Origin of the sequence: Streptomyces sp. NPDC002669 (genome assembly GCF_042889165.1) — a bacterium.
GTDB lineage: Bacteria > Actinomycetota > Actinomycetes > Streptomycetales > Streptomycetaceae > Streptomyces.
Genome location: NZ_JBIAQQ010000007.1, coordinates 83,728 through 99,325 on the forward strand (window position 1 = coordinate 83,728; position 15,598 = coordinate 99,325).

The following is a 15,598-nucleotide window of genomic DNA, read 5'->3' on the forward strand; positions in this document are numbered from 1 at the left end:
ATCCTGATCGACTGATCGATAAGGGTCAAGAGATTGATCGAATGCAAATAAAAACGGTCAAACGATCACTCTGGAGGTGTCGGGCCTCACATGCCGTGCACGGGCGGCGGACCCGGCGAACCGGACCGCCCGCGTCCGCGTTCACCAGCCGTCCCGTGCGTCCCGCCACCCCCGGGAGGCACTCTTGCGGTCCCGCGTAACGGTCCCTAACGTCAACGGACTTGAGAGCGAACGCGGAAGGGAGGGGCACATGGAGATCAAGAAGGTCGTGGTCCGCGAGGAAGAGGCGAAGAACCGCGAACGGCAGACGATCGAGAAGCGCCCGACGCGCTGAACCGGCGCGCTCCGGCGCGGCGGGCCCCTGATGCGACCGGCAGCGGGGGCCGGCACCGCCGGGGCCGGACAGTGACGACAAGGGCGGACGCGGGGCAGGTCCCGGCGTCCGCCCCCGTGCCGTGGGAGGCGCATGTGCGAATACATCTCGTGACGATGCCGTGGCAGCCGCTGGAACTTCCCTCGCTCCAGGTGGGACTGCTGCACGCGCTGCTGAACCGCGTCCGGCCGGACGACGAGGTGCGCGAGTTCCACGGCTCCCTGCGCTGGGCGGAATTCCTGCTCGAACGCTCGCGGGGGGAACTGCGTCCCGGCGACCACGTCGCGGTGGGAAGCGAATCGATCTTCGACGGGCTGGGGGACTGGGTGTTCTCCGGCGTCCTGTACGGCGATCCCGAATGGGGCGTGGCGCGGCTGAAGGAGTACGCCGCGCGGCGCGGCACCGACATCGGCGCGGCGACCGCGATGCGGGTGCACGCCGCGGACTTCATCGACGCGAGCGCGAGCGCGATCCTCGACGACGCCCCCGACGTCGTGGGGTTCACCTCCACGTTCATGCAGAACGTCTCCTCGCTGGCGCTCGCCGCGGAACTCAAACGCCGCAGCCCCTCGCTGACCGTCGTGTTCGGCGGCAGCAACTGCGACGGCCCGATGGGCCACGCCCTGCACCGCAACCACCGCTTCGTCGACCACGTGGTGCGCGGCGAGGGGGAGTACGCCCTGCCCGCCCTGCTCGCCCACCTCGACGCGGGCACCGCACCCTGCGACGTGCCCGGACTGTGCTGGTGGGACGGCGAGACGTCCCGGGCCAACGAGGAATCCCGGCGCACCGTCGCACCCGGCGACATCCCCTCGCCCGACTACGACCTCTGGCAGGAGGCCGTGGACACCTCCCCGCTCGCGGAGTACGTCCACCCGAAACTGGTCGTGGAAGGGGCCCGCGGCTGCTGGTGGGGCGAGAAGCACCACTGCACCTTCTGCGGCCTCAACGGATCGGCCATGACCTTCCGTTCCAAGACCGGCGACCGCCTCTGGGCCGAGGTCGACCACCTGGTCCGGCGGCACCGCATCCTGGACGTCGTCACCGTCGACAACATCATCGACATGGCGTACTTCAAGGACTTCCTCCCGCTCGCCGCCGACAGTGGCTGGGACCTGCGCATGCACTACGAGGTCAAGTCCAACCTCACCGCCGAGCAGCTGGAACTGCTCGGCCGGGCGGGCTCGGTCCACATCCAGCCCGGCATCGAGAGCCTCAACAACAAGGCCCTGGACCTCATGGACAAGGGGGTCAGCGGCGCCCGCAACGTCCGTACCCTCCGCGAGTGCGAGAACCACTCGCTCACCTGCTCCTGGAACTACCTGTACGGCTTCCCCGGCGAGACCGCCGAGGACTACGCCTCCGTCATCGCCCAGATGCCGGCCCTCGTCCACCTCCAGCCGCCCGGCGGCGCCCACCGCATCCAACTGGAGCGGTTCAGCCCCAACTTCGCCGACCCCGCGCTGGGATTCCACCGGCGGACGCCCGCCGAGATGTACCACCACGTCTACGACCTGCCCGAGAGCGAACTGGCCGACCTGGTCTACCTCTTCGACACCCCGCCCGCCGGCATCGGCGGCGATGCCGAGGCCCGGCTCAAGGCCGCGGCGCGCGACTGGTACACCGGCCACCCCGCCTCCACCCTGGTCATGGAACAGCCCGGGGCGGCGGACGGCGAGGAGGTGCTCCTCGTCCACGACCGACGGCACGGCTGGCCGCGGCGCACGCACCGGCTGACCGGCTGGCGGGCCGCCGCCCTCCGCCACCTGGAGGCGGGCCGCACCCCGGCCGCCCTGCACCGGCTGCTCACCGCGGACGGGAACCCCCCGACCGCCGGGGAACTCGACGCATGGCTCGGCGAAGCGGTCGCCCTGGGACTCCTCTTCGACGACGGGCGGACCCACGTGGCACTGCCCACCTGGCACGTCCCGGTCCGCTCCGTCGACCGCGCCCCGGCCCCGGACGACACCCCCACCCAGGAAGAGAGAACCACCGGATGAGTCCCCTGCCCGCACCCCCGGCCCGCCCCGCCCCCGCGCTGCCCACCGAGCAGGTGCCGCACCGCGTCCGGGGACGGCTGGTGACGGTGGACGAACCCCTCCGGCTGGGCTCGGGCGGCCGACGGGCCGCGGCACAGGTCCGGTTCCTGCGCGAGTGCCAGAGCCACGACCTCGTCGTGCGCTGGTTCCCGGCCACCGACGACCCCCTGTTCACCGGGCCCGCGCGGGAGGTCTCCGCGACGGCCGGCCTGCTGCGCCACCTGCCCGCCCCCGCCCCGCTGCCCGGAGAACCGCCGGCCCTCGCCGAATGGCGCGAACGCCACGCCTACGGACAGCTCTACCACCGCAACGGACCGGACTTCGTGACCGTCATGGACCGCAGGGACCCCTCGGCCGCGGCCCGCTTCACGATCGAGGACCCCGACCTGCTGGCCGCGTTCCGCACCCTCCAGGACGCCACCGCGGTGGCCGGTCTGGACGCGACCGGCCGCGAGGCGGTGGACCTGCTGGCGGGGGAACGCCTCGCGCGGGTGACCGACGGCTGGGTGGTGGCGCTGCCGCCGCGCATCCGGCGGTGGCCCGTCCCCTGCACCGACATCTGAGCGGATGGAGCAGTCGCCCCGACTCCCTTCCCCCGCCCGTACCGAGGAACCGGCGCGCCCCCTGCCGCGCCACCGCCCCTTCCTGCTGCTGTGCGGGGAACAGATCGCCAGCTCCGTGGGACGCCAGGTCACCACCCTGGCGCTCGCGCTGATCGCCGTGACCCGGCTGGACGCGGGACCGTTCGGGGTCTCCGCACTGATGGCGCTGAGCTACCTCCCCGGGGCGCTCCTCAGCCCGTTCGCCGGTCTGCTGGTCGACCGGGCACGGCTGCGCGCCCTGACGGTCCTGCTCACCGTCCTCCAGACGCTCGTGGTCGGCTCGGTGCCCCTGGCGGCCGCCCTGGACCGGCTCGGCCTGCCCCAGCTCTACGTCGTGGCCACCCTGTCCGGCGCGCTGACCTCCGTGCTCGCCGTCGCCCTCCAGGCGGCCCTGCCCCGGGTCGTGCACCCCGGACAACTGCTGTCCGCCAACTCCGCGCTGACCGGCGCCCGTACCACCGGACAGATCGGCGGCCCCGCCCTGGGCGGAGTGCTGGTGGGCCTGACCGGTGCGTCGACGGCGTTGCTGGCCGCCTGCGCGGCGTACGGCATCGAGGCCCTGCTGCTCCTCGCGCTCCCCGCCGCGCTCGACACCCCCGCCGAACGCCGCCGTCCGCGACCGGGCTCCCGGACGGCCGCGCTGCGCGGCGGACTGGCGGTGGTGCGCGGCGAACGGCTGCTGCGCCGGCAGGTGATCGCCGGAGCCGGGTTCAACCTCGGCAGCGGGGCGGCCGACGCGCTCTTCGTGCTGTACGCCACCCGCGATCTGGGGCTGCCCCCGTGGCAGTTGGGCACGGTCTACGCCGCGTTCAGCGTCGCCACCGTCCTCGGGGTGCTGCTGGCGAGGCGGTTCGCCACCACGACGGGACTGGCCGCGGCGACCCGGATCTGCGCGGTGGTCGCCGCCCTCGCGATCTTCCTGATCCCGGCCGCCTCACTGCTGCCGGCCTTCCCGGCGCTGCTCGGGTACCAGTTCGTCTTCGGCCTCGCGGCCACGGTCTGGGCCATCTCCATGACCACCACCCAGCAACTGATCACACCGCCCGAACTCCAGGGCAGGGTCGCCGGGGTCGTCCAGGCCGCCCTCACCGTCACGGTGCCGGTCGGCGCGCTCGGCGGCGGGGCGCTGGCCTCCTGGCTGGGCAACGTACCGGTGCTCACGGGCGGGGCGACGGTGGCGCTGCTGGCCGCCGCCCGCCTCTGGGCGCGGTGAGAGGAGCCCCGCCGCGCCCCGCACACGCCTCGGCCCTCCCCGGTCGCCGTCCGCGGTCTGTCGTACGCCGCGTGCCGTGACCCGGGAGGGCCGGAGGAGGGGGGAAGGTCAGACGATGCCTTCTTCGATCTCCGCCTGCTCGCGGGCGCTGCCGTACGCCGACGGCGTGCTGTACGAACGGCGGGCGACGAACCACCACACGGTGGCCAGGACCAGCACCGCGATCAGCGCGATCGACGCGTAGTTCATCGAGTCGACCGTCACCGGGGACGACTGCGGCAGCAGGAACAGCACGGTCACGATGGCCACCCACACGACGGCGATCCAGCCGATCGGCTTGCTCCAGCGGCCCAGGTGCCAGGGGCCGCGCTCGAAGCGGTTGCCGGAGCGCAGCTTCAGGAAGATCGGGATCGCGTAGGCGGGCGTGATGCCGATGACGTTGATCGCGGTCACCGCGCCGTACGCGGTGGCGGAGTACAGCGACGGCAGGGCGAGCACACCGGCGACGACGACCGACAGCCACACCGCGTTGACGGGGGTCTGGGTGCGCGCGCTCACCTTGTGCCACAGCGCCGAGCCCGGCAGGGCGTTGTCACGGCTGAACGCGAACACCATCCGGCTGGCGGCGGCGACCTCGGCGTTGCCGCAGAACAGCTGCGCCGCGATCACGATCAGGAGCAGGGCGGTGGCCCCGGAGGTGCCCAGCGCGTCGATCATGATCTGGGCGGGCGGGACGCCGGTGGCGCTCTCCTGGGTGCCGACGTAGTCCTGGATCGCGAAGGTCAGCCCGGCGAGCAGGACGAAACCGGCGATCCAGGAGACCCAGATCGCCCGGACGATGCCCTTGGCGGCCGTCACCGAGGCGTTCGAGGTCTCCTCCGACAGGTGGGCCGAGGCGTCGTAGCCGCAGAAGGTGTATTGCGCGAGCAACAACCCGATCGCCGCGACGTACAACGGGTTCTCCCAGCCCGTGTCGTTGACGAACTCGGTGAAGACGAACGACGGCGACTGGTGGTTCGAGGGCACGATCGCGAGCACGGCGACGATCACACCGACACCGATGAGGTGCCACCACACGCTGATGGAGTTGAGCACGCTGACGAGGCGGACGCCGAAGAGGTTCAGCACCGCGTGCAGCAGCAGGATGCAGACGAAGATGATCATCGTCTTGCCCGGGGTGGGGGTGAATCCCCACTGCAGGTTCATCAGCGCGCCGGTGAACAGGGCGGCACCGTAGTCGATGCCCGCGATGGCGCCCAGCAGACCCAGCAGATTCAGCCAGCCGGTGTACCAGCCCCACTTGCGGCCGCCGAGCCGGTCGGCCATGTAGTACAGCGCCCCCGAGGTCGGGTAGGCGCTGGTGACCTCGGCGAGCGCCATGCCGACGCAGAGGACGAAGAGACCGACACCGGCCCAGCCCCAGAGCATCACCGCCGGGCCACCCGTGGACATGCCGAAGCCGTACAGGGTCATGCAGCCGGACAGGATCGAGATGACGGAGAAGCTGATGGCGAAGTTGCCGAAGCCTCCCATGCGACGGGCGAGCACCGGCTGGTAGCCGAGTTCGCGCAGCCGTTCCTCCTCGTCCACCGGATGGGAAACCTCCGCACCCGACTTGGCCGGGGTGGGTATGGACATCGGGAAAACCTCCATGAGCGGGATGGGCAGGGACGGAAAAGGGACGGTTCCGGCAGGGGCGGCGTCGCGGCGCGACGGATCAGCCGCGCGACCTCCGGCCCGGGGTGCGGGAAGCGGCGAGGCAGCGGCTGCGGGCGCGCAGGAAGACGTCCTCCGCGTCTCCCGGCGACTTGCCGCCGCGGGTGCGGTACGCCCAGGGAACCGAGGTGAAGTAGGGGCCGAGCTCCTCGAACACCGCAGCGGCGTCGGCGAACTGGAGGGCACCCCACAGGGCGTGGGCCAGGTGGTTGAGGTCGAGCAGGGAGTGGGAGATCGGAGGCGTGCGCCGGAACCAGAGCTCCAGGGCGCGGACGGCGTCCCGCTCGGCGTCCTCGGTGACCCAGTGCAGGTCGAGTGCCTTCTCGTGGCCCTGCTCGCGACGGTAGCGCTCGACCCGCACGTACAGGGGAAGCACGTGCAGCGCGGAACCCTCGGGGGCCGAGGAGGCCGCCCACTGGACGAAGTTGACCGCCTCGGAGAGACTCCCGCCGGCCTTTCGCGCGTACACGAACTGGAGCATCCGGTGGTAGGCCTCGCGGTTGTACGGGTCGCGCCTGTCGGCCTCCGCCAGCAGCCCCCACGGACCGGGGAACAGCATCGGTCCCGGCGGGTGCAGCCGGTGTTCCTCCAGCTGCTGCCGCTCGTCGAGCTGGGACAGGGCCAGCAGGCACACCCACGGCACCGGGTCGGTGGGGGAGGCGTTCGCGGCCGACCGGCAGGCCGTCCAGGCGTCCTGCCACAACTCCCGGGCACGGTGGTGGCCCTCGCGGTGGGCCCGTACGGCACGCTCGACGACGACGCGGGCGTGCATCACCGCGGCGGCGATGCTCCGGGGGTCCTCGGCCAGCCAGGCCTGCACCGCGTCCGAACCGGCGGCAACCGCGCCGAGCACCTGGGTGCGCTGGGTCCACAGCGTCCAGTCCGGGGTGCTCTCCAGCAGACTCCGCATGGACATCCAGCGCCCGGTACGCAAATCCTGTAAGGCGACACGTAAATCGTTGTCATGGCCGGCTGGATGGTAAACCGGCCGGAAATCACTGTTGGCCATGGACTCGCCCTGTCCCCGTACGACGGGACGTCATGTGACGGATGGAAGTTCTTCTCAGCACGTCACGCAACCCGGTGGCATGGCACTTGTGCGGAAGCGGGAGAACCGGGAGTCGGCGCCCCGGTTCTCGGCGAAAGGTGTCGGTCTCATCAATCCTCAAGGACGTGGGGGGTGAAGCAGCTGTTGAAAAACGAACTGCTCGAAAGCGTCCGGTTGTTGCTCGGCGGTGAGTGTAGAGGCAGTTGCTCCGTTCTTCGGACCGATTCGCGGATCTTACTCAAGTGGTCCGAATCCCACGGACGTTGACCGACACCCTGGATGTTCCGGACGGGGGGCCGTTCGGCCCTTGACGTACGCGGTGGTCTGCACCACTCTGGGCGGCGCAGTTCAAAGATCACGATTCCGTTCAAGCCGCAGAGCTTCCGCACAGCTGGAGTGTCGATGACAGGCCCGGTACTCGCTGTGGACCAGGGGACATCGGGGACGAAGGCGCTGGTGATCTGCCCCGAGCGCGGTGTGATCGGTTCCGCTTCGGTGCCGGTGGCGACCCGTCACGGCGGAGGGGGAGCGGTGGAGGCGGATCCCGGCGAACTCCTCGGCTCGGTCGTCGAGGCGGGACGCCGGGCCTTGCAGGAAGCTGCCGAACCGGTGGTCGCCGTCGGCCTCGCCAACCAGGGTGAGACGGTGCTCGCCTGGGACCCGGACACCGGGCGCCCGCTCACCGACGCGATCGTCTGGCAGGACCGGAGGTCCGCCCCGATCTGCGAGGAACTCTCCTCCCGCGACGAGGAATTGACCCACCTCACCGGCCTGCCCCTCGACCCGTACTTCGCCGCCCCCAAGATGGCCTGGATCCGCCGGGAACTGACTCGCGAGGGCGTCGTCACCACCAGCGACTCCTGGCTGGTCCACCAGCTGACCGGCGCGTTCGTCACGGACGCGGCGACCGCGGGCCGCACCCAGCTGCTCGACCTGGACCGGGCCGCCTGGTCGCCCGAGGCCCTGGACGCCTTCGGCCTGGCCGACGAACGCCTCCCCGCCGTCGTCGACTGCGACCACACGGTCGGCACGACGACCGCCTTCGGCGCCGAACTCCCGCTGACCGGCCTCGTCGTCGACCAGCAGGCCGCCCTCCTCGCCCAGAACGCACTGGACCCGGGCAACGCCAAGTGCACCTACGGAACGGGCGCGTTCCTGCTCGCCCAGACCGGAACCGCCCCGCGCCGCGGCTCCACCGGACTGGTCAGCTGCGTCGCCTGGCGACTCGGCGGCACCACGAACTACTGCCTCGACGGGCAGGTCTACACCGCCGCCTCCGCCGTCGACTGGCTCACCGGCCTCGGAGTGATCTCCGGCGCGGCCGACCTGGACCGGGTCGGCACCGGCGTCCCCGACTCCGGCGGCGTCACCTTCGTACCGGCACTGGCCGGCCTCGCCGCCCCCTGGTGGCGCGGCGACCTGCGCGGATCGATGACCGGCCTCGGCCTCGACACCACCGCCGGACACCTGGCCCGCGCCCTGTGCGAGGGCATCGCGGCGCAGGTGGTCGAACTCGCCGATGCGGTCGCGACCGACCTGGGCTCCCCGCTGACCTCGCTCCGCGTCGACGGCGGCCTGACCCGCTCCGCGCTGCTCATGCAGACCCAGGCCGACCTGCTGCAACGCCCCGTCGAGGTGTCCGCCCTGCCCGACGTCACCGCCCTCGGCGTCGGGGCCGTCGCCCGGCTCGGCCTCGACCCGCGACTGCCGCTCCGGCAGGCCGTGCCCGAGTGGAAACCCGCCGCCGTGTACGAACCCCGGATCGGCGCCGACGAGGCGGCCGAACGGCTCGCCCGGTTCCGGGCGGCCGTACAGACCCTCCTGGACCATGCCTGACACGTACGGGAACCACGCGATGCCCCTCACGACCACGACGACCGGCCCCCTGCCGACCGACGGCCCGCCCTACGACGTGACCGTCGTCGGCGCGGGCGTCGTCGGCACCGCCATCGCCCGCGAACTCGCCCGCCACCGCCTGCGCATCGCGCTCCTCGACGCCTCGGACGACATCGGCAACGCCACGTCCAAGGCCAACACCGCCATCCTGCACACCGGCTTCGACGCCGTCCCCGGATCGCTGGAGGCCCGGCTCGTACGCGAGGGAGCGCACCTGCTGCGCGCGTACGCGGCCGGCGCGGGCATTCCCGTCGAACGCGTCGGAGCCCTCCTCGTCGCCTGGGACGAGGAACAACTCGACGCGCTCCCCGCCCTGTTGGCCAAGGCCGTGCGCAACGACTACCACGCGGCCCGCCTCCTGGACGCGGCGGAACTGTACGCCCGCGAACCCCACCTCGGGCCCGGCGCCCTCGGCGCGCTCGAAGTGCCCGACGAGAGCATCATCTGCCCCTGGACGACCCCGCTCGCCTACGCCACCCAGGCCGTGCGCGCCGGAGTCCACCTGCACCTCGACTGCCGGGTGCGGCACATCGACAGCGACGACGACCTGCACACCCTCACCACCGACCGGGGACCCCTGCGCACCCGCCACCTGATCAACGCCGCCGGACTGCACGCCGACGAGATCGACCGGGAACTCGGCCACGACGTCTTCACCGTCACCCCGCGCCGCGGCCAGCTCCTCGTCTTCGACAAGCTCGCCCGGGGCCTCGTCGACCACATCCTGCTGCCCGTGCCCACCGCCGCGGGCAAGGGCGTCCTGGTCGCACCCACCGTCTTCGGCAATGTCCTGCTCGGCCCCACCGCCGAGGAACTCGACGACAAGACCGCCACCGGATCGACCGCCGACGGGATCGCCCTGCTGCGGGAGAAGGGCCACCGCATCCTGCCCGAGCTGCTCGACGAGGAGGTCACGGCCGTCTACGCCGGACTGCGCGCCGCCACCGGTCAGGAGGACTACCGCATCCGCTCCCACCCGGACCAGCGGTACATCGCCGTCGGCGGCATCCGTTCCACCGGACTCACCGCCTCCATGGCCATCGCCAGGTACGTCACCGGACTGCTCGGCGACTCGGGACTCGACCTCTCCGCCCCCGCCGAATTGCCGCCCGTCACCATGCCCAACCTCGGCGAGGCGTTCCCGCGCCCCTACCAGGACGCCGCACTCATCGCCTCGGACCCGGCCTACGGCACCCTCGTCTGCCACTGCGAACGGGTCTCCGCGGGCGAGATCAGGGACGCCCTCGCCAGTTCGGTGCCGCCCCGCTCACCGGACGGCCTGCGCCGCAGGACCAGGGCGGGCAACGGGCGCTGCCAGGGCTTTTATTGCGGGGCCGCGGTCCGCGCACTGCTGGAGGAGGAACGGTCATGACCCGGCACGAACGGACCGTCGACGTACTGGTCGTCGGCGGCGGCCCGGCCGGCCTCGGCGCGGGCGCCGAACTCGCCGCGTCCGGCGCGGGCCGGGTCGAGATCCTGGAACGCGAACAGACCGCGGGCGGCGTCCCTCGCCACTGCGCCCACGGCGGATTCGGCGACCGGATCCCCGTACTCGGCGGGGGAACGACCGGACCCGCGTACGCACGGGACTGCGTGGCCGCCGCCGTGCGGTCCGGGGCCGTCCTGCGCACCGGAGTCACCGTCACCGGCTGGGCCGGACCGCTGACCGTCGACACCACCGCCCCCACCGGCCTCGAACGGATCACCGCCCGCGCCGTCGTCCTCGCCACCGGCGCCCGTGAACGCCCCCGCAGCGCCCGCCTCGTCCCCGGCAGCCGCCCGCCCGGCGTCTACACCACCGGCGAACTCCAACAGGCCGTCCACCTGTACCGGCAACGGATCGGGACCCGGGCGGTCGTCATCGGCGACGAGCCCGTCGGCCGCGCCGCGGTCGACACCCTGCGCGTCGCCGGCGCGGACGTCGTCGCCGTGGTCACCGACCGGCCGCACTCCCGGCTCGCCGCCCTCACCCGGAGCGGGGACCGCCCCCCGGTCCTCGACGACACCACCGTCACCGGGCTGACCGGCCGGGAACGCCTCACCGGAGTGGAGGTGCGGCACCGCGACGGCCGGACCACCACCCTGCGCTGCGACACCGTCGTCTTCACCGGCGACTGGATCCCCGACCACGAACTGGCCCGCCGCGGCGCGATCACCCTGGACCCCGGCACCCGCGGCCCGGCCTACGACGCCGCCCACCGCACGACGAGGAACGGGGTCTTCGCCGTCGGCAACCTGCTGCACGGCGTGGAGAGCGCCGCCTTCGCCGCGGCCGAGGGCCGGGCCGTCGCCGCGCCCCTGCTGCGCCACCTGGCGACCGGCGCCTGGCCCGAAGGGCGCCCGCCCGTCACGGTCGCGGCCCCGCTGAGCTGGATCGCGCCGAACCTCGTCGGGCCCGACGGCGACGCACCACCGCACGACCGCTTCAGCCTGCGCACCACCCGGCGGCTGTCCGCGCCGCTGCTCGTCGCCCGGCAGGACGGCCGGGTGCTCCACCGGCAGCGGCTGCTGCGACCTGCCGTACCGGGCCTCCCGTTCCACCTGCGCGCCGACTGGCTCGACCGGGTCGATCCGGGCGGCGGAACCGTACGGATCGAAGCGAACTGACAGGGGGTCAGTAATTTCGGGACGCCGGAGGGCCGGGAGACCGGGGAGTCAGGGAATCAGCAGCCAGTCCGAACCGATCGCCGCGACCAGGCCGACGGCCAGCAGCCAACTGCCGAGCCGGGTGCGGCCGTTCCTGCTGAGCTCGATCACGATTCCGCACAGGATCAGCGCGAGCCCGTACACCCCCACCACCAGCACGGAGGACCGGCTGGCGATCCGCAGCACGAGGACCACCGCCATCGCGGCCATGCCCACCGCCGACAGCACCATCCGCAGCCGCCGTGCCTGGCGCGGAGTCAGCCTCCGGTCGGCGTCGTCCTCCTCGTCGACGTCCCCGTCCTCGCCGGTGCCCTCCTCCGGGGCCGCCGCGGGAACCGGTCCGCCGACCGGCCCGGGGCCTGTCGCGGGAGCCCCGTCCCCGGCCTCTTCCGCGGTTCTTTCCCCGGCCTCGCCGGCGGTCCTTCCGGTGGCCTTTCCGGCCGTCTTCCCGGGGGCGGCCGCCCCCGGGCCCTCGGCGGGAGCCGCTTCACCGACTGCCCGGGGGGCCTTCGCGGAAGCCGCCCCGTCGGTCTTCGCCGAAGGCGGCCCGTCGGCGGGCTTCGTGGCGGCCCCCGGTCCGTCCCCGGATCCGTCCTTGGTGTCGGGTATCGGGGCGTCCACGGCCCGCTCCTGGTCAGAAGTGCTCATGACGCGCGATCGTAATGGCTGCGGGCCGCCCTGTTCACCGCTCCCGGCGACGCACGGCGGACGGCCCGGCCGGCATACGGCACGCACACGACGCGTGCCGGCCGCGTCCCCGCCCCCGACGGCAGGCCCCGCGACCGGCCTACCGGCCCGGTTCCCGCAGACGTGGTGCCTCGGCGGCGGCGTCGACGGGCCCGGCGCCCGCCGCTTCCCCGGCCGCCACCCGGCCGGCCAGTTCCCCGGCCCAGCCGGCCAGCCCGCCGACGTCGAGCCCGTACGGATGGTCCGGCACGAACGGGGCGAGCGCCGCCGCCCCGCGCCGCAACAACCGGGCCCCGCCCGTCGCGTTGCCCCGGGCCGCGTGCGTCAGCCCCACGGCCAGCTGCGCCAGACCCCGCCACAGCTCCCGTTCCGCCTCCGGACCCGACTTCCAGGCGTCCTCGAACACCTCGTGCGCGTGGAAGGGCATGCCCGCGTCCAGCAGCCGCTGGGCCTCCCGCACCGTCTCCTCGGGCGTACGGACCACGCCCTCGGGCTGCCGTTCGACGCCCGCCGCCCCGCGGGGGAGGGGGCGCCCCAGCCCGTCACGGGGACGCGCGTTGCGCGCCCGGCCCTCGGCGTCCCGGTCCCTGCGAGTCTCGTCCACCCCACGATTGTGCCCCGCACCTGCGGTGAACTGTCGGAACCACTGTCCGTTGACCCTTGTTCACGACTAGTGTCGAAACCAATCCGTACCACCCTAGGGGAGGGTAGGCATGAAGCCGTCCCGGCCGCTGTACGAGCGTGAACCGGAACTTGCCGCTGCCGCACAGGCCGTGGACGCCCTATGCGGGGCCCAGGCCGTCGGCGGGCTGCTGATCTTCAGCGGCGAGGCCGGCATCGGCAAGACAGCACTGCTCGGCGAGATCCAGACCATGGCCGCCGACCGGTGCACGATCTGGTCCGCCCGTGGCGGAGAAACGGTCACGTCCGTGCCGTTCCACGTCGTGCGCCAACTGCTGCAGCCGGCGCTCGACCAACTGCCGCCCGACGAGGTGCGCGCCCTGTTCGGGACCTGGTACGAGATCGCCGCGCCCGCGCTCGGACTCGCCGAGCCGAGCGGCCCGCAGCCGGACCCGCAGGGCGTGCGCGACGGCCTTGACTTCGTCGTCTCCCGGCTCGCGTCCCGGGTCAGCCACCGCCCGCTGCTGCTCATCGTCGACGACGCGCACTGGGCGGACGGCGAATCCCTCGCCTGGCTCGCCTCGTTCACCGCCCGCCTCGGCGAACTGCCCGTACTGGTCGTCCAGGCCCACCGCCCGGAGGAGCTGGCGGCGCGGCTGAAGGAGAGCGGGCCGGGCAGCGGCCACCCGTCCCAGGTGCGGGTCGCGCTGCGCGCCCTCACCCCGGACGCCACCGCCGAACTGGTCCGTGCGGCCCTCGGCGAACACGCCGACGACCCGTTCTGCCGCGAGGTGTGGGCCGTCACCGGCGGCAACCCCTACGAGGCGGTCGAACTCGTCGCCAAGGTGCAGGACCGCGAACTGGCGCCGCTGGAGGAATCCGCCGGACTGCTGCGCGAACTCGGCGCCTCCGCCCGAGGCAGCGGCCTCGTCGCCCGGCTCGAACGGCTCGGGACCAACGCCAACCGCTTCGCCTGGGCCGCCGCCGTACTCGGCACGGAGATCTCGCAGAGCCTCGCGGCCGGCCTCGCCGGCATGAGCCCGGCCGAGGCCGCCGACTGCACGGAGCGGCTGCGCGAGGCCCGCATCGTCACCGGCTTCGACCCGCTGGAGTTCGTCCACCCGCTGATCGCGAGCGCGGTGTACCGCTCCATCCCGCCGGCCACCCGCACCGCCATGCACGGCCGGGCCGCGTGGGCGATCACCCGGGCCGGACTCGGCGCCGCCGCGGCCTCCCGGCACCTGCTCGAAGTGCACCCGGACGACGACCAGGAACTGGTCGGCCAACTCCGCGAAGCGGCCCAACAGCACCTGGCGGTCGGCGCCCCGGACGCCGCCCGCCGCTGCCTCGAACGCGCCCTGCAGGAACCGCCGAGCCCGCAGGTGAAGGCCACCCTGCTGTACGAGCTCGGCTGTGCCACCCTGCTCAGCTCCCCGGCCACCACCGTCCAGCACCTGCGCGCGGCCCTCGACATGCCCGGCCTCGACGAGGAACGGCGGGTCGACGCCACCTACCGCCTCGCGGCCGCGCACTCCCACAACAACCAGCTGAAGGAAGCGGCCCTCGCCCTCGCGGCGGAGGCCGCACGCACCGCCCCCGGCCCCGGCCTGATGCGGCTTCAGGCCGGAGCCTTCCTCTGGGAGGGCATGCAGGCCACCGAGGACGACGGACCCGGCCGCTCCGCCCGGCTCGCCCGCAACGCCGACCACCTGCACGGCCGTGACAACGCCGAGCGCGCCCTGCTCACCATCCGCGCCTTCGACGCCATGATGCGCGGCGAGAACGCCCAGCTCGTCGTCGACCTCTGCGAACGCGCCCTGGTCGACGGCCATCCCGCCCGGGGACTGGGCTGGACCGACGCGGAATGGGGCTTCGAGCTGCCGACCCTCGTCGGCATCACCTACGCCTTCACCGACCAGCTCGACCGGGCCGAGCAGCTCTTCGGCGAGGCCGTCCGCGCCTTCGAGATCTCCGGCTGGAGCGGTGCGCACCTCGCCTTCGCCCACACCCTGCTCGGACTCGTCCACCGGCGTCGCGGCCGACTGGCCGAGGCCGAGGGCTTCCTGCGCGAGGGGCTGCGTCTGGCCGACCGCGTCGGCAGCGGACTGCCCGTCCACTGGGACGCGGCCTGTCTGCTCATCGACACGCTCCTGGCCCGTGGTCGCGTCAAGGAGGCCCGCGAGATCGCCGACCGCTACGCCTTCGGCTCGCCCTACCCCAGCGCGATGGTGCTCCCCGACGGCCCGTGCGTGCGCGGTCGGCTGCTGCTGGCCGAAGGCCGTACGAAGGAGGCGGTCTCCGAACTGGAGGCGGCGGGCCAGGCGCTCGAACCCCGGGGCAGGTTCAACGGGGTGTGGGCGCCCTGGGCCGGTGACCTCGCCCGCGCACTGGCCGAGGAGGACCCGGAGCGCGCCGCCCGGCTCGCCACGACGGCCCGGACGCACGCCGAGCGCTTCGGCACGGATACCGCCATCGGCGAGGCTCTGCGCTGTGTCGCCCTCTTCGCGGAGCCCGAGGACGCCGCCCATCTGCTCGCCGAATCCGTTCGGCACCTGGAGGCGTCCCCGTCGGCGTACGAGCACGCGCTCGCCCTCGTCGACTACGGCATCGCGATCCGCTCGCCGCGCGAACTCGCCAGGGCCCAGAAACTGGCCACCGCATGCGGCGCCGAGTCCCTGGCGAACCGTGCCCACCAGGCACGGGCGTCGATCCGGTCCTCGGAGTGAGGTAATGTTTGTCCTGCGCGGTCACCCGGGA

General features: G+C 73.0%; 12 protein-coding genes. 8 read left to right on the forward strand and 4 right to left on the reverse strand.

The window, feature by feature from the left end; genetic code table 11:
• Positions 1-184: 184 nt before the first annotated feature.
• The 4 genes from ACFYW1_RS13050 to ACFYW1_RS13065 all read left to right on the forward strand — a co-directional run bounded on the left by ACFYW1_RS13050 (position 185) and on the right by ACFYW1_RS13065 (position 4,227).
• Positions 185-334 carry a hypothetical protein gene (locus tag ACFYW1_RS13050; RefSeq protein WP_187438668.1) on the forward strand — a complete coding sequence of 50 codons (150 nt, stop codon included), beginning with the start codon at positions 185-187 and terminating at the stop codon, positions 332-334.
• 134 nt (positions 335-468) lie between these two features.
• Complete coding sequence (locus ACFYW1_RS13055; protein WP_388990929.1) at positions 469-2,373, forward strand: RiPP maturation radical SAM C-methyltransferase; 1,905 nt, start codon at positions 469-471, stop codon at positions 2,371-2,373.
• Positions 2,370-2,975, forward strand: coding sequence for a DUF5825 family protein (locus tag ACFYW1_RS13060; RefSeq protein WP_388990931.1), 606 nt, complete (start codon positions 2,370-2,372; stop codon positions 2,973-2,975). The genes ACFYW1_RS13055 and ACFYW1_RS13060 overlap by 4 nt, the downstream gene beginning before the upstream one ends.
• A gap of 4 nt (positions 2,976-2,979) precedes the next feature.
• Positions 2,980-4,227 carry an MFS transporter gene (locus ACFYW1_RS13065; RefSeq protein ID WP_388990933.1) on the forward strand — a complete coding sequence of 416 codons (1,248 nt, stop codon included), beginning with the start codon at positions 2,980-2,982 and terminating at the stop codon, positions 4,225-4,227.
• Positions 4,228-4,335: 108 nt separating this feature from the next.
• Here the strand turns inward: ACFYW1_RS13065 and ACFYW1_RS13070 are convergent, their stop codons facing one another.
• Both ACFYW1_RS13070 and ACFYW1_RS13075 read right to left on the reverse strand, forming a co-directional pair.
• A complete protein-coding gene (locus ACFYW1_RS13070) occupies positions 4,336-5,865 on the reverse strand; it encodes an amino acid permease (RefSeq protein ID WP_388990935.1) in 1,530 nt (509 codons plus the stop codon).
• A gap of 79 nt (positions 5,866-5,944) precedes the next feature.
• Positions 5,945-6,952 (reverse strand): hypothetical protein, encoded by a 1,008-nt coding sequence (locus ACFYW1_RS13075; RefSeq protein WP_388990937.1) that lies wholly within the window; start codon positions 6,950-6,952, stop codon positions 5,945-5,947.
• 441 nt (positions 6,953-7,393) lie between these two features.
• Here ACFYW1_RS13075 and ACFYW1_RS13080 point away from each other — a divergent pair, with 441 nt between their 5' ends.
• The 3 genes from ACFYW1_RS13080 to ACFYW1_RS13090 are packed head-to-tail and all read left to right on the forward strand — an operon-like array spanning position 7,394 to position 11,494.
• Positions 7,394-8,827 (forward strand): FGGY family carbohydrate kinase, encoded by a 1,434-nt coding sequence (locus tag ACFYW1_RS13080; protein WP_388990939.1) that lies wholly within the window; start codon positions 7,394-7,396, stop codon positions 8,825-8,827.
• Positions 8,828-8,846: 19 nt separating this feature from the next.
• Entirely contained in the window at positions 8,847-10,259 is a 1,413-nt protein-coding gene (locus ACFYW1_RS13085) for an NAD(P)/FAD-dependent oxidoreductase (protein ID WP_388991420.1), read from the forward strand.
• Entirely contained in the window at positions 10,256-11,494 is a 1,239-nt protein-coding gene (locus ACFYW1_RS13090) for an FAD-dependent oxidoreductase (RefSeq protein WP_388990941.1), read from the forward strand. Before ACFYW1_RS13085 ends, ACFYW1_RS13090 begins: the two co-directional genes overlap by 4 nt.
• Before the next feature lie 48 nt (positions 11,495-11,542).
• Here the strand turns inward: ACFYW1_RS13090 and ACFYW1_RS13095 are convergent, their stop codons facing one another.
• Both ACFYW1_RS13095 and ACFYW1_RS13100 read right to left on the reverse strand, forming a co-directional pair.
• The gene (locus ACFYW1_RS13095) at positions 11,543-12,181 is read right to left on the reverse strand and encodes a hypothetical protein (protein WP_388990943.1); all 639 of its coding nucleotides are present in this window, start codon (positions 12,179-12,181) and stop codon (positions 11,543-11,545) included.
• Between the two features lie 139 nt (positions 12,182-12,320).
• A complete protein-coding gene (locus ACFYW1_RS13100) occupies positions 12,321-12,824 on the reverse strand; it encodes a DUF309 domain-containing protein (protein WP_388990945.1) in 504 nt (167 codons plus the stop codon).
• Between the two features lie 109 nt (positions 12,825-12,933).
• Between ACFYW1_RS13100 and ACFYW1_RS13105 the strand changes: the two genes are divergently transcribed.
• The gene (locus tag ACFYW1_RS13105; protein ID WP_388990947.1) at positions 12,934-15,567 is read left to right on the forward strand and encodes an ATP-binding protein; all 2,634 of its coding nucleotides are present in this window, start codon (positions 12,934-12,936) and stop codon (positions 15,565-15,567) included.
• The last annotated feature ends 31 nt before the right edge of the window (positions 15,568-15,598 follow it).